The sequence below is a fragment of the Aliiroseovarius sp. YM-037 genome (genome assembly GCF_048060095.1).
GTDB lineage: Bacteria > Pseudomonadota > Alphaproteobacteria > Rhodobacterales > Rhodobacteraceae > JBLUOA01.
The window spans coordinates 1,258,922-1,279,725 of the sequence record NZ_JBLUOA010000001.1 but is presented as its reverse complement, the minus strand read 5'-3'; the positions used below and the strand labels follow the sequence as shown (position 1 = coordinate 1,279,725).

The 20,804-nt window shown below is 58.5% G+C and carries 17 protein-coding genes; 4 read left to right on the top strand and 13 right to left on the bottom strand.

Annotated elements, in window-relative coordinates:
- Positions 1 to 172 precede the first annotated feature (172 nt).
- The 3 genes from ACEWPJ_RS06290 (at position 173) to ACEWPJ_RS06280 (ending at position 5,639) form a co-directional block, all read left to right on the top strand.
- Positions 173 to 3,421, top strand: a complete 3,249-nt coding sequence (locus ACEWPJ_RS06290) for a hypothetical protein (RefSeq protein ID WP_416511767.1) — start codon at positions 173 to 175, stop codon at positions 3,419 to 3,421.
- Between the two features lie 86 nt (positions 3,422 to 3,507).
- Positions 3,508 to 4,656, top strand: a complete 1,149-nt coding sequence (locus ACEWPJ_RS06285) for a hypothetical protein (protein WP_416511766.1) — start codon at positions 3,508 to 3,510, stop codon at positions 4,654 to 4,656.
- Complete coding sequence (locus ACEWPJ_RS06280) at positions 4,653 to 5,639, top strand: hypothetical protein (protein WP_416511765.1); 987 nt, start codon at positions 4,653 to 4,655, stop codon at positions 5,637 to 5,639. Before ACEWPJ_RS06285 ends, ACEWPJ_RS06280 begins: the two co-directional genes overlap by 4 nt.
- A gap of 162 nt (positions 5,640 to 5,801) precedes the next feature.
- Here the strand turns inward: ACEWPJ_RS06280 and ACEWPJ_RS06275 are convergent, their stop codons facing one another.
- The 13 genes from ACEWPJ_RS06275 to xdhA all read right to left on the bottom strand — a co-directional run bounded on the left by ACEWPJ_RS06275 (position 5,802) and on the right by xdhA (position 19,459).
- Positions 5,802 to 6,950 (bottom strand): ester cyclase, encoded by a 1,149-nt coding sequence (locus tag ACEWPJ_RS06275; RefSeq protein WP_416511763.1) that lies wholly within the window; start codon positions 6,948 to 6,950, stop codon positions 5,802 to 5,804.
- 267 nt (positions 6,951 to 7,217) lie between these two features.
- A complete protein-coding gene (locus tag ACEWPJ_RS06270) occupies positions 7,218 to 7,772 on the bottom strand; it encodes an IS6 family transposase (RefSeq protein ID WP_416511761.1) in 555 nt (184 codons plus the stop codon).
- The gene (locus ACEWPJ_RS06265) at positions 7,732 to 7,830 is read right to left on the bottom strand and encodes a hypothetical protein (protein WP_416513012.1); all 99 of its coding nucleotides are present in this window, start codon (positions 7,828 to 7,830) and stop codon (positions 7,732 to 7,734) included. The genes ACEWPJ_RS06270 and ACEWPJ_RS06265 overlap by 41 nt, the downstream gene beginning before the upstream one ends.
- 86 nt (positions 7,831 to 7,916) lie before the next feature.
- Positions 7,917 to 8,210: a GNAT family N-acetyltransferase gene (locus ACEWPJ_RS06260; RefSeq protein ID WP_416513011.1), complete on the bottom strand. Its 294-nt coding sequence runs from the start codon at positions 8,208 to 8,210 to the stop codon at positions 7,917 to 7,919.
- A gap of 346 nt (positions 8,211 to 8,556) precedes the next feature.
- A complete protein-coding gene (locus ACEWPJ_RS06255) occupies positions 8,557 to 9,390 on the bottom strand; it encodes a class I SAM-dependent methyltransferase (protein WP_416511759.1) in 834 nt (277 codons plus the stop codon).
- Between the two features lie 319 nt (positions 9,391 to 9,709).
- Entirely contained in the window at positions 9,710 to 10,762 is a 1,053-nt protein-coding gene (locus ACEWPJ_RS06250) for a permease (protein WP_416511758.1), read from the bottom strand.
- A 56-nt stretch (positions 10,763 to 10,818) separates the two neighbouring features.
- A complete protein-coding gene (locus ACEWPJ_RS06245) occupies positions 10,819 to 11,133 on the bottom strand; it encodes an ArsR/SmtB family transcription factor (RefSeq protein ID WP_416511756.1) in 315 nt (104 codons plus the stop codon).
- A gap of 246 nt (positions 11,134 to 11,379) precedes the next feature.
- Entirely contained in the window at positions 11,380 to 11,802 is a 423-nt protein-coding gene (locus tag ACEWPJ_RS06240; RefSeq protein ID WP_416511754.1) for a GlcG/HbpS family heme-binding protein, read from the bottom strand.
- The gene (gene guaD, locus ACEWPJ_RS06235; protein WP_416511753.1) at positions 11,799 to 13,100 is read right to left on the bottom strand and encodes a guanine deaminase; all 1,302 of its coding nucleotides are present in this window, start codon (positions 13,098 to 13,100) and stop codon (positions 11,799 to 11,801) included. Before guaD ends, ACEWPJ_RS06240 begins: the two co-directional genes overlap by 4 nt.
- Before the next feature lie 59 nt (positions 13,101 to 13,159).
- Entirely contained in the window at positions 13,160 to 14,761 is a 1,602-nt protein-coding gene (locus ACEWPJ_RS06230) for a xanthine/uracil/vitamin C permease (RefSeq protein ID WP_416511751.1), read from the bottom strand.
- Between the two features lie 70 nt (positions 14,762 to 14,831).
- The gene (gene xdhC, locus ACEWPJ_RS06225; protein ID WP_416511750.1) at positions 14,832 to 15,656 is read right to left on the bottom strand and encodes a xanthine dehydrogenase accessory protein XdhC; all 825 of its coding nucleotides are present in this window, start codon (positions 15,654 to 15,656) and stop codon (positions 14,832 to 14,834) included.
- Positions 15,657 to 15,658: 2 nt separating this feature from the next.
- Positions 15,659 to 17,989 carry a xanthine dehydrogenase molybdopterin binding subunit gene (gene xdhB / locus ACEWPJ_RS06220; protein ID WP_416511748.1) on the bottom strand — a complete coding sequence of 777 codons (2,331 nt, stop codon included), beginning with the start codon at positions 17,987 to 17,989 and terminating at the stop codon, positions 15,659 to 15,661.
- Between the two features lie 15 nt (positions 17,990 to 18,004).
- On the bottom strand, positions 18,005 to 19,459 hold the full coding sequence (gene xdhA / locus ACEWPJ_RS06215) for a xanthine dehydrogenase small subunit (RefSeq protein WP_416511746.1): 1,455 nt from the start codon (positions 19,457 to 19,459) through the stop codon (positions 18,005 to 18,007).
- A gap of 124 nt (positions 19,460 to 19,583) precedes the next feature.
- On the opposite strand from xdhA, the gene ACEWPJ_RS06210 reads away from it, so the two are divergent.
- Positions 19,584 to 20,531 carry a LysR family transcriptional regulator gene (locus tag ACEWPJ_RS06210; protein ID WP_416511744.1) on the top strand — a complete coding sequence of 316 codons (948 nt, stop codon included), beginning with the start codon at positions 19,584 to 19,586 and terminating at the stop codon, positions 20,529 to 20,531.
- Positions 20,532 to 20,804 lie beyond the last annotated feature (273 nt).

Genomic DNA, 20,804 nt, shown 5'->3' with positions numbered 1-20,804 from the left:
CGACACCGATGCGCAGGTCCGACGAGAGGACCATTTTCGCCCGCTCAACAATGTCATCAATCTCGCACGCCTCCACACGTGCGAATATTTGATCACCCACTGCTGCCGTTGGGCCTGCGGACGAATGTGTTAGAGTTGTCTTGAAACACTCAATTGCAGTGATTGGATCGTCATGAAGACCAAGTATGGATTGCTGTTCTCCCTCACTTTAGTGGCGTCCGCAGCGACGGCTTCGGCGGATTCCGAAGCGGTAGACCTACTGCCGCTTGCGACCTTTGAAAGTGATCTCGCGACGACCGAGACCGAGAGCCAAAGCACGCTTCTTCGTGATGGCGACACGAAAACCATCGCTGAATTCGTCGTGTCAGAGAATACGCCAGTTGATCTAGTTTACGATTTTGCGGATGGCATCGTCGCCCCGCAGGAACTGATCGTAACATTGCCGGTCTCGGGCGAAGGGATTCCGCCCGCCCGAATTGATGTGCTTGTCTCGACGGTTTCGCCGACATCGGGATTCCGCTCACTCAGGACGGAGGTCTTGGATGGTTTGGCACAAAGCGCCGAGATCGAGTTCCGCGCGACCACTGCCCGCTGGGTGATGGTGCGGCTGTTCCCCGCGCAGAACGCCACAGAAGTCGCGCTTGCAGAACTGGCCTTGATAGGCGTGGAGGGTCCGCCTGAAACCGTCTATAGTTTTGGTACGGCACCAACGGATGCACTCACAGTTATCGAGAGCCTGTCTGGGTTGGCGATGGGGTCATTCGGCTTGGAAGATGACGAACGCAGACTTTTCGAAATCGCCGCTAGCGGTTCTTTTTCCACCGACGACTTTGAACATGCGGCTTTGCTTGCATCAGGCGTAAAAGACCCCGCCAAACGCGCAGCCTACCAGCGCCAGATTTCGGACCTTGAGGCGGCGGCACGGGCAACAATCAACTTCAACGCTTCGACGTCTGAAAGTGGGGCGGATCTTTTGGAGTGGTTACATGGTACCCTCTTGACCGGAGGATACGAGGAACGTCAGACAGAGCTCGACGTTGTTCTGGACGACGGGGTATTCAATTGCGTTTCATCAGCGGTCATCTACGTGGCGTTGGGGCAGCGCCTCGGTCTCGACATTCGTGCGATTGAAGTGCCGGACCATGCGTTCGCGATTGCCTACGATGGCACCAATCATATGGATGTTGAAACGACAACACCGCAAGGATTCAATCCTCACCGTGATCGGGTTGATGCGTTTGAGGCGCTGACTGGGTTCAACTACATTCCCCAATCCAACAAGGGCCAGCGCCGAGAGATCGGGATGGCCAGTTTGGCTGCGCTGATTTACTACAACCACGGCGTGACCGCGATCAGAGAAGAGCGGTACTATGATGCGCTTCTGGCCAATTTTCGCGCGATGAGCCTTGATCCGGAATTCGACTCTGCTGTGACAAATGCGTTGGCGGCGCTTGGGCGTTGGAGCGAAGACCTCGCCGACAAGGGAAAGTGGGAAGATGCGGTCAGAGTCGCTGCCGTAGGCGCCGATCTTGCACCCGATGATGCGGGACTGGCCGCCCGCGAAGTCGCAGTTTGGCAGCGGCGCGCTATCGGCGAAATTGATGCCCACCGCGCAGAACAAGCGCTTGAAGTTCTGCAACAAGCTTCGGTCGCGGTCCCGGATGGAGGCTTCGGTGCCATGCAGGCGCTGGTGTTGATCCGTCCAGCCGAACGTTTCATCGAAGCGGGCGAGTGGGAAGCCGCCTTCGCGGCGTCTGATCCTGACGCTCTGACGTTAGACCCCAATGCGCTGACTGAACTAGATGATTGGCGACGGGGATTTTTCCTTCGCTGGACCAACAGTGAGATTTCGGCAGCGCAATATATGCGGGCAGCAGACGTTCTGGAACGAGGATTGGCAATCTATCCCGACGATTCTCGGCTTTCGCAAACGGCGGCCTATCTGGGGCAAGAAGGGGCGCGTGCGGCAGCCACCTATAGTGATGGTCTGGCTTTTATGTCGTCGATGATGACCCGGTTTCCTACGATCGACCGGATTTCGGACATGGCCGAAAACTATGTTGAACGGACGGTCACTGACCGGACAATCGCGCCGACCTTAGAGGCTGGCATCGCTGTGGTTTCCGAAGCTAACCCGCTGTTTAAGGATGGCGAGATACGAAATCGTCTTGGTGCATTGGTTTATGAGGTACACGGCCACCCCCTGATTGACCAAGCCGATTGGGAGGGGGCGGCAATCATCTATTCGGCCGGACGCAAGGCGTTTCCCGACGATCGTCTTCTGACGACGAACGCGCGCTATCTTGCACAGAACTGGCAGAGGGCGGCGCTATCCGACGGCGGACCCGACGCGCTTGCCGTCGTCAACAATCGTCTCCGTGAGCTTTTCCCCGACTTCGCGGCGCAGGACGGTTTCGGCGAAGAGGAGATCAAGCGTCAAGTTGCCGAGCTTGCTACGGCTGAAAAATTCGATGAGGCGAATGCCGTTCTCGATCGTGCCCAACTTATTCTATCGACAGACAGCTATCTTGAGATGGCGACCTACGTGATTGGTCGCCGCGCTACTATTGCGATGAATGAAGAGAATTGGTCAGCGGCGGCTGAGATCTATGCCGCAGGTCTAGCCCGATTTCCCGGTAACAGGGACTTAACTCGCAATATCGCCTTTATCGCGCAGGAATGGACCCGTGCGGCCGAGACGGAAGGCAGCGTCGAGGGTGTGATCATGGCCATGCAATCGCTGAAAACGCTGTTCCCCGAAGATGAGGACGTTGCCGGTATGGGGCTTGCCACACTTCGCCGTGCAGTTGTGCGTGAAGTTGACGCTGATCAAGCTGCTGAGGCTCGCAGGCTCGTCGCGGCTGCAAAATCGCTTCTGCACAACGAGGACAGCCGGGCGCTGACGATCTCGTTTTTCGATGTCGTGGCGCAAAAGGATATGGAGGCAGGCAACTGGTCAAGCGCCTTGGAAACTTACTCCGAAGGACTTGCCATTCACCCTGACGCGAGAGAATTGTCGCGTAATATCGGATACATCGTTCAGGAATGGACGGCTGGGGCACTTACCAAGGACGGACCTCAAGGTTTTGTTGCCGCGGCAACCAAAGCGCAGTCGTTGCTTTCCGACGACACAGTAACTCACAACGTTCTCGAAAGCGTTATGGGCCATGCGGCGGAGGCGCGATTGGCTGACAATGATGCCGAAGGCGCGATCGACCTGATTGACGAAGTTTCACCTGTTCTGAGCTTGGATGCGTCCCAGAGCCTTAAGGTATTCGCATATGACCGTTGGGCCAAGTCCGTCGGCGAAGGTGGCGGTTGGGCGGATGCTGTCGCCATCTACGAACGCGGGATCGCTGACGTTGGCGATGATCGGCTTCTTACAAACAACAGAGATTGGGCGCGCAGCCAGATCCAGTGATGGTCGGGCAGTTTGTCCCCCCGCTTCCCTCGAATGTAAAAACTTGTTACATTGTGCCGATGGGCGACTTCCGGCGAGGGTCGATAATGGACAGGCGTAGCTTCAATCTCGGACTAGGAACGGCAATAGCAACTGCGGGTGCGCCGCTGTCGGCACGCGCGCGGCCTTACGACGGGCCGAACGTCATCCTCGTCCGGTTTGGCGGCGGCGTGCGTCGGGCGGAGACGATCGGTGAAGCCACGACCTACGCCCCGTATCTGCGGCATGTATTGGCGGGGCGAGGCGTCTTTATTCCGGATATGCGTATCGCCCAGTTGGACGGAGTGAACACGAGCCACGCCGAAGGCACGTTGAACCTGCTGACCGGACGGTATCTGGCCTATCGTGATGCCGGGTCAAAGTTCCTTCAGGACCGGCTGGAGCCGACAGAACCGACGCTGTTCGAATACTTGCGCGAAGCTTTCGACCTGCCTTCGCATCAAGCGCTGTTGATCAACGGTGAGGATCGACCGCAGGAGGAATTCTTCACCTATGGCGTCGCCGATCACTACGGCATCGCCTACCGTTCAGAAATGCTGAGCCTGCATCGCTTCAAGCTTTACAAGTTCGCCCAGATCATTGCGGACGGTACAGCTGAGGAGGCTGTGCTGGAAAACGCCCGCACGCAATATGCCGATCTGATGGCCACCGACCCACGCGCGATTACGCCGGATCAGTCGCCAGAAGTTACCGCGTTCTGGCAACGCTGGCGCGCGCATTACGGCGACGACGGATTTCGCAACCCGCGCGGCGACCGTTTGCTGACCGCACTTGCAACACGCGCCTTGCGAGAACTGAAACCGCGGCTGATGATGGTGAACTACCAAGACCCCGACTATGTGCATTGGGGGAACCCCAGCCACTACACCCGTGCAATACAGGTCATTGATGACGGCCTGCAACGGCTTGTAGAAACGGTCGAGGCCGATCCTTTTTATCGGGACAACACTGTGTTCGTGATCTCACCCGATTGCGGACGGGACGACAACCCGCTGATGGGCGTGCCGTTTCAGCATCATTTCAATTCCCGCATGGCGCATGAGACGTGGGCCATAATATTTGGCGCAGGTATCGAACGGGGCCGTGTGTTGGATAAGGTGGTCGACCAGTCCGCCGTCGCACCCACGATTGCGGCGCTGATGGGGTTTCGCGCGGGACAGGCTGAGGGTGACGCGCTCTCGGAAATCTTCATATGACTACGGCTGCTGCCCTTCCTGCGATTATCCGGCTGCCGATGTGGCTTATCGGCGTGCTGCGCGACTTGCTGGTCGGAACGGTTCTGTGCCTCTCACCGCTTACAGCGCTGCTGGCGCTGGGTTGGATGACCCGCCGGATGGGCGCGACCGTACGACGACGCTGGGGCAAGCCCAACGCCCGCCCCGGTTGGCTGATTGGGCCGCGTGACCGGGGGTGGATCGCTTATCTGTTTGGAGGGTTTGCGGCAAACATTCGCAACGGAGTGATCGCAGCGGCAGGTCTGGCGCTGCTTTGCCTGCCGTTCACCGTGCTATGGCTGGGCGCATGGTGGGCGGGCTGGGAAAACTCGTTCAACAAGGGTTATGAACAAGCCACTATCGGTCCGGCGGTCTGGTTCCTAGGGGCGCTGATCTCGGTGCCTCTTCTGACGCACTTGCCGCTCGCCTTGGCCCATGCGGCAGTCGAGGGCCGTTTCGCTGCTTTTTTCGAATGGAGGCGCATCCGCAGTCTTGCCGCGTCGTCCGGCTGGCGCATCGCTTGGATTGCTTTACTGTCTGTCGCCCTTAGTGTCCCGTTCTTCGGATTGCGCGCGATCCCCGTGTTTATCGAAGGCATTGTCCCGGAATTTGCAGACATGACCGCCGCAGAGCAGGCGCAGATCGCACAGTTGTTTGACCTTGCAGGCGCGGCGCTTGCCTTTGTGCTGATTGGTTTTTTGCGCCAACGAGCAGCGAACATCTATGCGATTGCTGTTCCCCGCGCGGCCAATGGCCGGTCCGCGCATCTTTGGACTGACCACCCGGCGCTAGGAGTCCCGATTATCGGTCGCGCCCCATCACGCGCAGCCGCCATCCTCTGGCTGGTCATCGCAGGCATGATCTGGTTTGGACTGCCGGTATTGATGGTGATCGGACAATTCATGAACTACGATCCCGTGCTTTGGCTAACCCATCCGGTATTCCTGCTGCCTTGGAGCGGGTGATTGAATACAACACGTCGATCCTGAGCGAAGCGTTTGGCGCCCGCATCATGATATGCGCAGGTCAACATCACCAAGGATCGCCCTATGCTGTTGAACTATCTCTATGCAAAGTTCTTTTGAGGAACGCGCGTTTGCGGACGTGTTGGAACCAATACCGAGGAGCTAAATACGCGCAGCGGCGATTTGCATCATCAGGTCAAGCTCGTTGAACAACTGCCATTCCTTTGTGACTTTGCCATCCCTGACTTCGCATTGGGTGATGCCCCAAAGTTGGCATGCTTTCCCGGTCGGATCGCGGTAAAGCGTTCCTGCGGTATGGGTGCCCTCCGCGCTCCAGCGCGTCGAGATAAGCCAGCCATCATCATCGTTTCCCATCCAATAGACCTCATCCACTTGCAGGCGGAGATCGGGAAAGGCATCACGCAATTCGCTGACATAGGCGTCATAGGCTGCATGCCCTTTGAAGGCTCTGTTAGTCGTTCCCTCAAACGCGACGTCGGGGGCATAGTTTTTGGCAAGGGCGGTGCGATCCCCGTTCCAGATGCTGTGATGCAGGTCGCGTGCCAGACGGTCGGGGTCCAAGCCGTCAACGGGCTCGGCCTCGGACAATGGGGCATGCGGAGATGCTGCCTTGCGCAGATCGTTCCATATCTGCTGATTGCGAGGCCACCCGGCGGGCGGGTCCTTGACAAGACGCTCGGCCTCTTGCCACAGATCAATTCCAAGCTGCTCTAGCATAGCCGAGGTGTTATAGAGCACGTGTTCCAAAAATATGTCGTTGCCCAAGGCGACGCAGTTGGCGATTACCAGCACACTGATCTCGGCATCTGTTGCGGGCCCGTAGCGGCTTTGGCCTGCGTTCTTGCCGATGATCCGGGTCAGGTGCGAGGTATGAAACCCGACCTTGTCGTCACCTGCCCAGATCACCTCTTCCGCGTCGAGAATAATACCTGGAAAGGCGCCAGTCGTGTGGTGCGTGTCGGTGGCGATTTTGGCGGCCCCGGTTTGCAAGCCGTAGTCGTCAAAAACCAGGCTGTCAGGGGCGTAGCATTCTGTGATGTAGTCAACGCCGTTGGCATCGGTTTCCCAGATGCGATGGGTGATGCGCACAATGTAGTCCACAATGTTGCGATAATCCGGGTCGAAATCGGCAAGCTTCTGCGCTGGCCCGAAATCATCCGGAATGCGCACCTTGCGGCCATTGGTATAATTCGCGAGCGAGATATCATACCCCGTCGGCATGTGACCGCGTGTCAAGGCAACCGCAGGATGGTGAGATTTACGCGTGCGTGTCTTTGCAAAATCGGTCACGTAAGGAGCCTTTCCGAGCGTTAACCAAAAGGTCGACTCTCGGCCACTTTGGAACGCAAGACCTGATCGACAGTTCAGATTGAAGGCGGCCATACTGCATTGTCAAGTGAATGGCAGGTCGATCCGCGATCTTGCCATCGCTGCGGAAAAACGCTGCGCCGACGATGTGAACTGCTTCCCAATAACCGGACCGTTCAAAGCTGGAGCGTTCAGTTTACAAGCCCGCTGCGGGAGGCGCTAAAAACCACAGGTGAAGGGACTGCTGCGTTAGTTTTGGTTGACCAGAGCGAGGCGGTTTGAGCCTTCTTCTTTATGTCGCGTCATTGAAGAGCACCTTGATGAATTCGATCTCCCCCCTACTCCCGGTTGCTTTTGATGGACATGGCCTTGTTTGATGGTTCGGATCGTCTCTATCCCGTTTAGTGTGACTTTCGCTGAGCGAAGGGATCGGAAGCTCTGACGATATCCGAGGAGCCGTTTCATGGCGGCGTGGTCGCTCTCGATCAGGTTATTTCGCCACTTGCGATCGATATGTCGGATACTGTCAAAATGCGGATCGTATCGGTGATCGATTTGACGAATGACGCGTTGATAAGACTGTGCTTTGTCCGTGCAGATCGTGACAGGCCGATGCAGTCGCACGTGTTCAATGGCTTTGTTAATCAACGCCTTTGCAGCTTTTGCATCTCGCCCCGCGGTTAAGCGGAAGTCCACCATTTGACCATTCGCGCCGATCGCGCGCCAAAGGTAGCGCCACGTGCCACCGACGCGGATGTAGGTTTCATCTATTACCCGGCATCCGTGCGCTGGCCTTACCTGCACCAATGACCAAAAGCCGCCCTTTCGGGCGATCAGGAAGATGTGACCTGACAACCCGCATAGGATCAGCGGTTTCAACTGCGATCTTGAACAGATCAGTGAGAAACTGGCGCGGATCGAACTTATAGGGCGGCAAAGCGGTAGATGTCATGGAATGAGACATTTCAAAAACCAGCGTTGATGGCCGGGCGGAGCCTGATCAGCTTGATTTCGCAAAGAGCCGAAAACCTCGAACCCCAGCGCTACGTAGAACTGCTTGGCATCCTTGTCGGATGTGTCAAGCCACGCGCTGTGACATCCCAGTTCCCTGGCGCGTCGGAAGGCATCGGCGACAAGGGCGCGGCCAAGACCCTGCCGTCGCATTTGGGGTGCGACCCACAGCACTTTGATCAGGAGCCATCCATACGCGGTTGAACCGCTGACCCATGCTGCGACCTGCACGAATGGCCGTTTCTTCACCTGCGCGGGCAGTACTGAATCGTTCGCTCATGCCGCATTTTTCGTGCTGCGAGCGCACGCAGCGAAAATGCACCACTTCAGCTATGGGCTCGCTGCCGCCATCGGATGCGCCGCGGCATTTCAGCGACGGCTACTTCGCCCGGCGCCCTGGACGGCCGTTGGCCGACATTCGGCGACGATGGAAATCACACAGTCATTTCCCTAAAGCGGACCTACAGGCACAGAGCAACACTGTCGAAAAAATATCGGTTGTGCCAACCAACATTTCCCTTCGCCCCAAAGATCTCAACGCCTGCGTTGAAGAAATCTCCACATCGTTCAGAAATATCTAGACCGCCACTGCTGCAGTTACCATCGCGGGGATCGGCACGGTCCATTCGGGCCCTGCCCCGTGCTTTTCCAATACCTTGGACACAACTGCCGCTCTGATCGCTGAGGCATTTTCGGAAGGCTGCGGGCGCAACAACGCGCCGCCTCTGGCCGTTCCCTCCAAAAAGAAATCATAAGGTGCTCCGGGGTCATTGACCTGCCACTCCGACGCGACCACGAATTGATGAAATTCAGCGAACCCAGCCTCGTCAAGCACAGGAAAGGCCAACGCGGGATCGGCATAATCATTCGCCCCCGGGCCCGGTGGCAAGGCGATGTCCGGCGCGCCGTATTGACCGATTGCACCAAAAACATATCCAAGTGCGGTATCTACCCCAGGACCACACCAAACCGAAAACGCAAGTCGACCGCCGGGACGCAGAACACGACGGGCTTCAGCGATTACTTTCGGGGGGTCGGGGACATGCGGGATGCCAAATCCGATTGTCACGGCGTCAAATGACTGGTCATCAAAGTCCAATGCCATCGCGTCGCCTTCAACGAACTGAGCTTCTGGCAAGGCTGCCCGCGCCATCTCCAGCATGGCTGGCGAGAAATCAAGCCCTGTCACTCTCGCACCGGCTTTGACAAGACCCGCTGCTACGTTGCCGTGACCGCAGCATAGATCGAGCGCTTCGGTTTCCGGGCCAGCGCCAACAGCCTCAACCAAGGACGGCACAACCATGTCCGCCGCCTTCGCAAAAACCTGCGCATAGGATTTTGCTAAACTGGCTTTGACCCATTCACGTTTTTCCAGCGCGGCAAAGGTGTCGGCTTCTCGAACATCTGGCATCTAAATCCCGTGCGATAATAGGCTTTCAGTGAACAGCCAGAGTCGGCGGCATGTCAATGGATCAGGGATCGGGTCCACAACGGTCGACTTTGCCGATGGCACACATGTTCGATTTTTAGTTCTGTCAGCGGACAAGACAAACTTTAATGCGCAGGCTGTCATTGTTGTTAGCGGTGCCGTCCCCTATGGCGATGAAACAACCCTTTTTGCTGCAGACGCTTTAGCAGCATTGCCGCTGACTTGGCACGGCATGACATGTTTCGGGAGGCATCTTCCCAGCACAGGATGTGCTGGGAGGGGCCGGTTTCAAGCACGACGCTCATGCCCCGATCCACACCTGAAACGCCAAACCCGACACGAACGACCCTGTCAGCGCGAACCCGACATAGAGGGCGAATACCGACCGTTTGGCGAGCGCCCAGACCGCGATAGCAGCCGGAAGCGAGGTCACGCCCCCTGCAACCAGAAAGGCCAGCCCGGCTCCGGGGGCCATACCCTGCTCCACGAGACCCGAAACGAGAGGCAGTGCGGCGTAGCCGTTGAGATAGGCAGGCACGCCTACGAGGGTCGCAACAAACACGGAGCCAATACCCTCGCCGCCCACTGCCGAGACCACCCATTCGGCGGGAACAAAAGCGACCATCAGCGATTCCAGCACGAATGCTAGGGTCAGCCACTTGGCAAGAAACAGGGTCGTCTTGATCGCTTCGCGCCTGAATTTTTCGCGACGAACATCATCGCGCCAAAAGGTCCAGACCGGTGGCTTGGGGTCGCACAGACTCGACGCGCTGCAACCGCCAGACCCCACACCCTCACGCAATGGCTCGGCAAATGCCCCCGCTCGCGCGAGCATCAGAGTGATGTAGCCACCCATCAGTCCGAGGCCTACGGCGGCGATTGTCTTTGCAACGGCGAACTCCAACCCCAATACGCCGACGGTGAGCGCGAACATCGACGGGTCGATAACTGGTGACGCCAGCCAGAATGCCATAACCGCCGAGAGCGGCACCCCCATGGCCAGAAGTGCTGCGATTAGCGGGATCACCCCGCAGGAGCAAAAAGGCGACAACCCACCGAACGCAGCTGCGACCGCGATCATCATGAACGGCGCTCCAGTGAACGCCCGCGCGATCAATCCGTCCGCACCGGTGGCCCCCGCATATGCCGCAAGACCGATGGACAGCAGAAGGTAGGGCGCGGTTTCGACAAGTGCGCTCGCGGCGAAGCCAATACTACCCACCGCTTGCGCAGGATCGAAGATAGTGACGATGACTAGGATCGCAGCAGTAGCGAACCATACGCGATGATCCAACCAGATGCGTCGGGCAAACGCGACAATGCGACCAGGAGGAGTATGGGCAGTGTCTGTCATAATGTTATATCCAGTTTTGTAGTTATTTTAGGGCGCAAAAAATGCTATGATGACCATCATGCTGCACCTTCCCGAACAAGAGCGACCCCTTGGCAGCATTCATCGGTCAGGAAGGATAGTGCAGCGTGCATCGCTGCAAAATCAGCCCGATTCACGACCTCACGCCCCCTACGCTCTTGTATGACCAGTCCGGCCGAGACGAGTATGCGGAGGTGATGCGCCAACGTTGAAAGCGGCAACTTCGTATGACTTGCGATATCGCCGACAATCAGCCCCTCTTCGCCAGCGCGCACTAGAAGGCGGTACACGTCGAGGCGGGCCTCGTGACCTAAAGCGGCAAGCGCGCGGGCCGTGATAATCGTATCGTTCATAGAAACTATATAACCGCATATATAGTTATTTGCAATAACGTTTATTGTCAAACAATACGGTCGGGATCGCCGGTTCGCCCTGCCCCATGCAAGGTCAATCACTCCCTAGGGACACATACCTCTGGCAAATCCTCTGCAGTTCCGGCAGATTTTTTGTTACTCATTAAGGAGTTGGCCAACCAAGCTGATCAAGCTTGCTTCTTACCAGGTGCCCGGCGGTCAAGCCTCGACTTCATGTGACGAAACTCAGACGCGACAGAGCAGCGCATCCATCCCTGCCTGTGCAACTGCGCGATCCTGATCAGGGGTGCCGGAACTGACGCCAATGCCGCCGACGACCTCACCGTCGACAATGACGGGCAGACCGCCACCTACCACCATCAGCCGCCCACCAATCGCCGAGGCTATGCCGTAGGCCGGTGCGCCCGGCTGGCTGGCGGTGCCGTAGTCGTGGGTCGCCTTCTTTGCGCCTGCCGCGGTAAACGCCTTGTCGATCGCGATGGTGGTCGACGTGACCTTGCCTCCATCCATGCGCCGAAACGCGATCAATTGGCCGCTTTCGTCAGTGATAGCGATGCACATCGGCACACCGATCTGATCTGCGTGGGTCTCTGCCCCCGCGATCAAGATGTCTGCGTCGGTGGCGTCAAGCCGGGTCAGGGTCATCATGTCGGTTGTCCTTTCTGGGGCACGCCCGCGATGTAGGTTTGTACGATGGCGCGATCGTCGCCCATAATCTGCAGGGCGAACAGTTCTTCCGCGAGGGTTTCGGCACGATCCATCCGAAGGGCCATCGCTGGCGTAGCTTTGGGGTCGAGTACAACGATATCCGCTTCGGTTCCCACATCCAGCGTTCCGATCTTATCGACGAGCCCCAACACCTCGGCGTTGCCACGGGTGATCCAGTGAAACGCGCGCATCGCGTGTAGGGATTGGCCCTGTAATTGCAGCACCTTGTAGCCCTCGTTCAACGTCTGAAGCATGGAATAGCTGGTACCCGCGCCAATATCCGTTGCGATGGCGTTCTGAACGCCTGCCGCCCGCATCCGCGCGTCGTCAAAACAACCGGAGCCGAGAAACAGATTCGATGTCGGGCAGAACACCGGATGCGCTCCGGTTTCAGCGAAGGACGCAACCTCTCGGTCGCTAAGGTGGATACAGTGGCCTAGCAGCATCTTGTCGGTCAAAAGGCCATAGCCTTCGTAGATATGAAGGTAATCCTTCGCGTCAGGATAAAGCGATGTTGCGAAAGCGATTTCGTCCAGGTTCTCGGACAGGTGGGTCTGGATGTGGCAGTCTGGATGCTCAGCAGCCAAAGCGCCCGCCATCTCCATCTGCGTGGGGGTCGAGGTGATGGCAAAACGGGGCGAGATGGCATATCCCGCGCGCCCAGCGCCGTGCCATTTTTCGATCAGTGCCTTGCTGTCGTCATAACCCGACTGCGGCGTATCGAGCACGTCATCCGGCGCGTTGCGATCCATCATCACCTTGCCGCCGATCATCCGCATGTTGCGTTGAGCAGCCTCAGCAAAATACGCCTCAGCAGAGGCGGAATGGACCGAACAATAGGCGACGGCAGTCGTCGTGCCGTGATCCGTCAGCACATCAAAAAAACGCGAGGCGATGGTCTTGGCATGAGAAAGATCGGCGAACCGCGCTTCTTCCGGGAAGACATAGTCGTTCAGCCAATCAAGAAGCTGTGCGCCCCAGCTTGCCACAACCTGCGCTTGGGGAAAGTGGATATGCGTGTCGATGAACCCCGCCATCATCAGGTGCGGGCGATGGTCGGTGACGGGCGCCTCAGGCGCTGTCGGCGCCACATCGCTAAAGGCACCGCTGGCCACGATCATCCCGTCGCGCAGCAGCAGCGCACCATCTTCGAGATAGGTATAGGCGTCGGTGTCTTCGCCATCTGCTGGTTCTCGGTGGAACGTCAAAAGACGCCCGCGCAACAACGTGTCGGTCATGATATGCCTCTTGGGTGGAAAGGGCTGGGGCGGCTTCTGGTGCCGCCCCAGCCGATAAATCAAGCCTGCTGTGCAGGTGTATCGTCGTCGATGAGGTCAGGCTCATCCGGAACGATAATCCGGTGCTTCAGATCCTCTTTCGGTGCGACCATCGGATAGAAATAGAGGAACGCGCCGATGATCAGATAGCCAATCGTAATCCCATCAAACTGCGGTGTTTGCAGAGTGAAGGAGTGGATGATCCCGAGTGAGGACATGATAGCCGCCGCAACGGAAAAGCCTGCTGCGGTGCGGAAACGGCCGTCAATGACGTCTGCCACAATTGCACCCCAGATCAGACCCGTGATGATGGCGCCTTGGCTTAGCGCCAGATGGCCTTCATAATGCGCACCTTCCTGCAACAAAGCTTGCGTCAGCGCGGGATCACCGAGCGATGGCAACCCCTCGACCCCGGCGCTGCGCAGCGCGTTCATCATGGACCCCCATTTGACCATCAGGAATTCCGAGATATGCGGTAAGATCGCAAACGCGACGGCGGCCATGTGCATTGGTTTCACGGCAAATGCGGTATTCGTGATTAGACTGACTGAGACGAACACAAGAACCGGTGCGGCGGCCGCAATCGGGATTAGTCCTGCAAGAAACGACAGAAATCCAAGAAAGGCCGCCGCCGCAATAACAACGGCAACGCCTACGATATACCCAGCATGGGCGTCGAGGCGTTTGTAGGCCGGGTGGCCGATGTAAACGGTTGTCGGAAATGGCGAGCCGAACAGCGCACCGATGATCGTGCCCGCTCCGTCCGTCACCTGACACAGACCGACCGGATAGTGGTCGCCCGCAGCCTCGGCAGACTCAACGTTATTCATGGTCTCAATGAAGTTGTAGATCTGCACTGGGATCAGAACCAAAAACAGCTCGGGATTGGCGAAGAGGTATTGGACCCCCGCGATCATGTCCCCGAAGTAAGGCACTGGCGGATAGAACCCAACGCCGGACATGTCGAACGTCGCTTCACCCAGTACGATGGCGATGATGGTACCAGCACCGATCGCAACCAGACCAGCGGGGATATTGCCTGGCAAGCGGAAGCGCCCGATCAGACCCCAAAGGATGAACAGCAGCGAGGTAAAGCCGATGATCGGATGTTCAAAAATCTCGGCCAACGGAACAGAACCGATGAAGACCAGCGCGATACCGCAGAGCGTGCCGAGCATCCCAGCCCGCGGTGTGATCCGCTTTAGGAAGGGCCCCACGATCGCACCGAGCGCCGCAACTATACCCCCCATAAAGCCCGCGCCGATGCCGACCTGCCACGCGAGCAACGCGTCTTGCGTTGACCAATAGATCGGCCCAATCACGCCGAACAGATAGACGAACATAACGGGCGTCGAGATACCGTATGGCAGAGCAGTCACATCCTTGCCCTGCTTATTGGCAGCCCACTTGGCCATCAACGTGTAAACCAGAACCCCGGCAAGGATTGCGATGGCCGCCCCCGGAACGATGCGACCAAAGACGATCTCGGCGGGCATCTGGAATACGAACTGGCAAACGCCCGACAGGATTAGAAGATTAACGAGGTTGTCGGTGAACAGAGCCCAGAAAGCGTTGAAATCGCTTCTGGTAAATAACTTATAGTTATAAGTCGTATCTGACATGGCGGGGTCCCTCCCATTTTTTGTCATATCCTGCGCTGCTCTCCTCAGGCTAGGCGCAGGGTTCTTGCCGCTAGTCTGCGGATTCAGTCGGTTGTGTTTCTTTTTCGGTTAGAACTTTCATCAACTCCGCAGCAACAAAGGCCGCGATCACGGCTGGTCGTTTGTCCTGACTTTCGGTCGCCCCGATTGGGCAGATCAGCCTGTCGATCGTCAGCCTGCCGCAGTGGTCGCGGCACCAGTTTCGGAATTTCGCCCGCTTGGTGGCCGATCCGATCATCCCGACATAGGCAGCATCGGCGCGCGCCAATGCCTCTGACGTCAGCAAGAAATCCAGCGCGTGATCGTGGGTAAGCACTACGAACGCGCTGTTCGGTGGGGCGGCGGTAATCTCGGCCTCTGGCAACGCGCTCAGGCGAAGTTCGACCTGGGCGGTGCAAAGCGCAAGTTCCTCAGCCCTGGGGTCCACAACCACACAACGCACCGGCAACTGCTCAAGAAATCCTGCCAGCGCCCGTCCAACGTGACCCGCACCAAAAATATACACATGCGGCAACGTAGCATTTTCCCGTTTTGCCAGATCGAGCGCGGCCTCGCGGTCACTCCAGCCCATGCGTTTGATTGCGACCTCGACCCGACCGCCGCAGCATTGCCCGATCTCGGGGCCAAGCGGCACATCCTTCACCGCGCGGTCCTCGCCTCGCGCCAGCATCATGCGGGCTTCGTCGATCATCATGTATTCAAGCTGTCCGCCGCCGATGGTGCCGAAGCATTCTCGCGCTGTCACAAACATCTCGACGCCCGCGTCGCGCGGTGATGAGCCGCGAACTCTGACTAGACGCACCGCTGCCACCGCATCGTTTCGGGCAAGGAAAGCGGCCAGTGTTCCGGGTGTCATCATCATTCCGACCCGCACTTAAGTCGCTCAACGGCCATCAAAACGCATTCCGGCGTCGCGGGCGCATCAAGGCGCGGACAGACCGAATAATCGGCGACGCTTGCGACTGCATGCGACAGCGCCTCGAACACTGAAATTCCTAGCATGAACGGCGGCTCACCCACGGCTTTCGACCGCTTGATCGTATTTTCGCGGTTTTCGGACCAATCGGCGAGATTGACGTTAAAGACGCGCGGACGATCGGAGGCGAGCGGGATTTTATAGGTCGACGGCGCGTGGGTGCGTAGTTGTCCGCGGTCGTCCCACCAAAGCTCCTCGGTCGTCAGCCAGCCCATGCCTTGAATGAAAGCGCCTTCGACCTGCCCCTTGTCGATGATCGGGTTCAGCGACCGGCCAACGTCGTGCAGAATATCGGTGCGTTCGATCTGGTATTCGCCGGTCAGCGTGTCGACCGATACCTCGGAACAGGCGGCGCCATAGGCGTAGTAGTAGAAAGGCCGGCCCTTGCCCGTCGCCCGGTCCCAGTGGATTTTCGGTGTCTTATAAAAGCCCGCCGCCGATAGATGGACACGAGCCATGTAGGCTTCGCGGATGAAGTCGTTGAAGGGGATAACCTCTTCCCCGACCTGCACCGCGTTTGCGTTGAACACCACCTTGTCGACCGTGGTCTGCCAGCGCTCTGCGGCGAATTCGATCAACCGCTCCTTGATCTGCAACGCCGCATCTAGCGCCGCCATCCCATTCAGGTCTGACCCGGACGAGGCCGCCGTCGCAGATGTGTTCGGCACTTTTTCGGTCGTCGTCTTTGTGATCTTGATCTTGTCGATGTCGACCTGCAGTTCATCAGCGACGACCTGTGCGACCTTCGTGTTCAGCCCCTGCCCCATCTCGGTACCACCATGATTCAGGTGCAGCGATCCGTCGGAATAGATATGGAGCAACGCGCCCGCCTGATTGTACCATGTGGCGGTGAACGAAATGCCGAATTTCACCGGGGTCAGCGCGATCCCCTTGCGGATGATCCCGCCCTTCGCGTTCCAATCAAGCACCGCCTGACGCCGCGCTTGGTAATCGGCGCTGTCTTCAAGGTCGGCCACGATCCGGGGGGCGATGTTGTCTTCGACAGTCTGGTGATAGGGCGTCACATCTCGCCCTGCGTCGCCGTAGAAGTTGCGCTTGCGAATTTCGAGGCTGTCCAGCCCGCGGTGATAGGCGATCTCCTCCATGATCCGTTCAGCGACGATAACGCCTTGCGGCCCGCCAAAGCCTCGAAAGGCGGTGTTCGACACCGTGTTCGTCTTCATCGGATGCGAATTGAGCAGCACGTTGGGGTAGCAATAAGCGTTATCCGCATGGAACAACGCGCGGTCTGTCACCGGTCCGGACAGATCCGAGGAGAAACCGCACCGCGCGGCAAATTCGCCGGTCACAGCCTCGATCCGGCCATCGTCATCAAAGCCGACCTCGTAGTCGATCACGAAGTCATGCCGCTTGCCGGTGGCACTCATGTCGTCGTCGCGGTCGGGGCGGATCTTGACCGGGCGGTTCCACTTCTTCGCCGCGACCGCCGCGACCGAGCAGAACAGGTTCATCTGGGTTTCCTTGCCGCCGAACCCGCCGCCCATGCGGCGCACGTTGACGGTGACCGCGTTCGACGGCACGCCCAGCACGTGGGCGACCATATGCTGTGCCTCGGATGGGTGCTGGGTTGAGGAATGGACGATCACATCGTCATCCTCGCCGGGGATCGCAAAGGCGATGTGCCCTTCTAGGTAAAGGTGATCCTGCCCACCGACCCGCAGCTTACCCCTGATCCGGTGCTTGACCTTTTCCATCACACTGGCCGCCTCGCCCCGCTTCAGCGTCAGCGGCGGTGTGACATAACCCGTGCCAGCCTCCTGCGCCGCTTCGGGATCAAGTGCGTGGGGTAAATCTTCGTAATCGACCTTGGCCAGCTTCGCCGCGCGCCGCGCCGCATCGCGGGTCTCAGCGATAACCGCAAACATCGACTGTCCCCAGAATTCGACTTTCTCGGTCGCGAAAATCGGCTCATCATTCAGGCCAGTCGGGCTGACATCGTTGACGCCGGGAATGTCTTCGGCGGTCAGCACGTCGACGACGCCGGGGGCGGCCCGCACGGCGCTCAGGTCAAGATTGCGGATCAGCGCATGAGCCCGGTTCGACAAGCCAAGATAGGCGTGAAGCGTTCCGGCGGGTTCGGCGATGTCATCGCAGTATTCAGCCTGTCCGGTGACATGCTTGATCGCGCTGTCGTGGCGCAGGTCAGTGTGGACGGCGCCCTTGATGGTCTCTTGGCTCGGCTTGATGTTCATCTCTTTCGCCTCCCTCTACGCGCTCAACCGCACAGGGGCGGTGTCCTGCTGTTCCAGCCAGAAGCGGTGGAACAGGTTTTTCGAGACCTGAAGCCGGTAGTCAGCGGACGCACGCCAGTCGGTCAGGGGGCTGAAATCGTCGCCCAGGCAGTCGGCGGCAGCGAACAGGGACGCCTCGCTCCACGCCGCACCGATCAGCGCGGCCTCGGCATGTGTGGCCCGTTTCGGGGTCGCCGCCATGCCGCCAAAGGCGATGCAGGCGTCGGTGATCCTGCCGTTTTCGACGGTCACGCTGAACGCCGCACAGACCGAGGAAATATCCTCGTCCCGGCGCTTGGAAATTTTGTAGGCGGCGTGAAGCGTGCCCGGCGTCGGGCGCGGCACGCTGATTGATTCCAGAAACTCACCCGCTGCAAGGTCCTGCTTGCCGTAGTCGATGAAGAACTCTTCAACCGGGATTGTGCGCCGCGTGTCGCCCCGGCGCAGCGTGATCGACGCCCCAAGCGCGATCAGAACCGGCGGCGTGTCCCCGATGGGCGATCCGTTGGCGACGTTGCCGCCAATCGTGCCCATATTGCGGATTTGCCACCCGGCGATCCTGTCCCAGAACGCGGCAAGGTGCGGGTAATCGGCGCTAAGAGCGGCGCGGCTGTCGGTATAGCTGACGCCGGCGCCAATCTCGATCGAGTCCGCACCAACGCTGAGCGCCCGAAGGTCGTCGAGGTGGCTAAGAAACACGACCGGCGATATATCACGCAGGAACTTCGTGACCCAAAGGCCGACATCCGTCGCACCGGCCACCATCGTCGCGTCCGGGGTTTCGACCAGCACCGCGGCCAGATCATCGACCGACGCGGGCAGGATGCAGCGGCTTTCGCCCTTCGACACCACGACCCGCCTGCCATCCCTCAGCGCGGTCAGACGCTCGACGATACGGTCGCGTTCGCGGGTCAGCGCGTCCTCTGCCGGGGAGCCGATTTTCGTCGCGGCCTTCGCGGCGCGAATGATCGGTTCATACCCTGTGCAACGGCAAAGGTTGCCTTGCAGCGCGGTCTCGATGTCAGTCTCCGAAGGGTCCGGGTTTTGCATCCACAGCGCATAGAGCGACATGACGAACCCTGGCGTGCAGAACCCGCATTGGCTGCCATGATGTTCGACCATCGCTTGTTGTACCGGGTGGAGCCGACCGTCGGGGCCGGACAAATACTCAATCGAAACCACGTGACAGCCGTCAAGTGACGCAAGCAACCGGATACATGCGTTCACCGGTTCATAGCGCATCGCGCCGTCGCTTAGCCGCCCGACCAAGATGGTGCAGGCGCCGCAGTCGCCTTCGGCGCAACCTTCCTTGGTGCCCATTAGGCGTCGGTCAAGCCGCAAGAAATCCAGCAACGTATCGCTGGCACTAACGCTGTCGAGCGTGACGGTTTGGTCATTCAGGATGAATCGAATTTCCGATCTATGTGTCATCTGTCCTCCCAGACTGCGGCGCATGAAACCCGCAGTGCATAGATTATGGCCCGCACTAATCTCCAAATATATGGAGGAGTGATGTAAGCTATTTCAACGAATCATTGATAATCGGAGCGCCCAGATGCCTTATCTTGATAGCTTGCGAGTCTTTGTTCGGGTCGTCGAGCTGGGCAGCATCACAGCAGGCGGGCGCGATCTTCGCTTAACACCGGCTGTCGCTAGCAACCGCATCAAAGAACTAGAAAGACGTCTCGACGTCCGCCTGTTCAACCGCACCACCCGCAAGCTATCCCCGACTGAAGTCGGTCATGCCTTTTACGATCACGCCAAGCAGGTCGTCCAAGCGCTTGAGGATGCCGAGGCGGCGATTTCAGACTATTCCGAGCAACCGCGCGGCGCGGTTCACGTGACAGCCCCGCTGGGTGTCGGCAAGCGGATCATAGCGCCGTTGATCCCGGAATTCGTCGATGCCTATCCAGAAGTGTCGGTGCGGCTGCGCCTATCCGACCGCAAGGTTGATATTCTGGAAGACGGCCTTGATGTCGCATTTTTCGTCGGTCGTCCGCCGGATTCCAACTTGAAGATGCGCAAGATCATCGATGCCCCCCGTGTGCTGTGCGCTGCGCCAGCTTATCTAGAGAACCGCGGCGCGCCGCTATCACCTGACGACCTGCGCCGACACAATTGCCTGCTGCTGCGTTATCCAAGGTCACCCGAATGGTTTTGGACGTTGAGAACCGCCGGAGGCCCACTAAAACTCGACGTGTCCGGCAGTTACGATTCCGATGATGGTGATGTTCTGACGAACTGGGCGCTCGAGGGGCGTGGCATCGTCAATAAGCCACGCTTCGATATCGCCGAGCATTTGGACTGCGGAGCGCTTGTTGAAGTCTTATCAAGCACTCCACCCCAGTCGTCGCTGCTGGGTTGCCTCTATCCGCATCGGCGGCTGCAGGACTCCAAAGTGCGGCTGTTCATCGACTTCGTTCTGGGCCGGTGCCGCGAAACATTGACCGGGAAAGTGGAAAAACGCGGACCCATCACAGCTCGCCCTCTAGGTCACATGTAGTGCTGCTGCAGAGAGGAAAGATTAGGTCAAACCACCGACCCTTGAGCACACTGCCAATACGGAACGCTCATGTTCCAACTGACCGACGATGCACATGCCATATTATGCCGCTTTTCAATTGCACATGAAAGCCCGAGAGCTGTCGATACCGTTTCAACAGACTATTAAGATTTGGTGAAGTGTTGGACGATGCTGCGTGCCACCCCGCTGGTTCGACTTACGGATAATCAGGGGGCCGCAGCAACCGGCCCACTGCCGACATTCGATCGGTAT

What these genes read in the sequence shown, in the direction of transcription:
- ACEWPJ_RS06290 (WP_416511767.1), top strand. Translation starts at nt 173, where the DNA reads ATGAAGACCAAGTATGGATTGCTGTTCTCCCTCACTTTAGTGGCGTCC.
- ACEWPJ_RS06255 (WP_416511759.1), bottom strand. Translation starts at nt 9,390, where the DNA reads ATGCCAGATGTTCGAGAAGCCGACACCTTTGCCGCGCTGGAAAAACGT.
- xdhC (WP_416511750.1), bottom strand. Translation starts at nt 15,656, where the DNA reads ATGACACCCGGAACACTGGCCGCTTTCCTTGCCCGAAACGATGCGGTG.
- ACEWPJ_RS06265 (WP_416513012.1), bottom strand. Translation starts at nt 7,830, where the DNA reads ATGCGGGTTGTCAGGTCACATCTTCCTGATCGCCCGAAAGGGCGGCTT.
- xdhA (WP_416511746.1), bottom strand. Translation starts at nt 19,459, where the DNA reads ATGACACATAGATCGGAAATTCGATTCATCCTGAATGACCAAACCGTC.
- ACEWPJ_RS06280 (WP_416511765.1), top strand. Translation starts at nt 4,653, where the DNA reads ATGACTACGGCTGCTGCCCTTCCTGCGATTATCCGGCTGCCGATGTGG.
- ACEWPJ_RS06230 (WP_416511751.1), bottom strand. Translation starts at nt 14,761, where the DNA reads ATGTCAGATACGACTTATAACTATAAGTTATTTACCAGAAGCGATTTC.
- xdhB (WP_416511748.1), bottom strand. Translation starts at nt 17,989, where the DNA reads ATGAACATCAAGCCGAGCCAAGAGACCATCAAGGGCGCCGTCCACACT.
- ACEWPJ_RS06250 (WP_416511758.1), bottom strand. Translation starts at nt 10,762, where the DNA reads ATGACAGACACTGCCCATACTCCTCCTGGTCGCATTGTCGCGTTTGCC.
- ACEWPJ_RS06245 (WP_416511756.1), bottom strand. Translation starts at nt 11,133, where the DNA reads ATGAACGATACGATTATCACGGCCCGCGCGCTTGCCGCTTTAGGTCAC.
- ACEWPJ_RS06210 (WP_416511744.1), top strand. Translation starts at nt 19,584, where the DNA reads ATGCCTTATCTTGATAGCTTGCGAGTCTTTGTTCGGGTCGTCGAGCTG.
- ACEWPJ_RS06240 (WP_416511754.1), bottom strand. Translation starts at nt 11,802, where the DNA reads ATGATGACCCTGACCCGGCTTGACGCCACCGACGCAGACATCTTGATC.
- ACEWPJ_RS06285 (WP_416511766.1), top strand. Translation starts at nt 3,508, where the DNA reads ATGGACAGGCGTAGCTTCAATCTCGGACTAGGAACGGCAATAGCAACT.
- guaD (WP_416511753.1), bottom strand. Translation starts at nt 13,100, where the DNA reads ATGACCGACACGTTGTTGCGCGGGCGTCTTTTGACGTTCCACCGAGAA.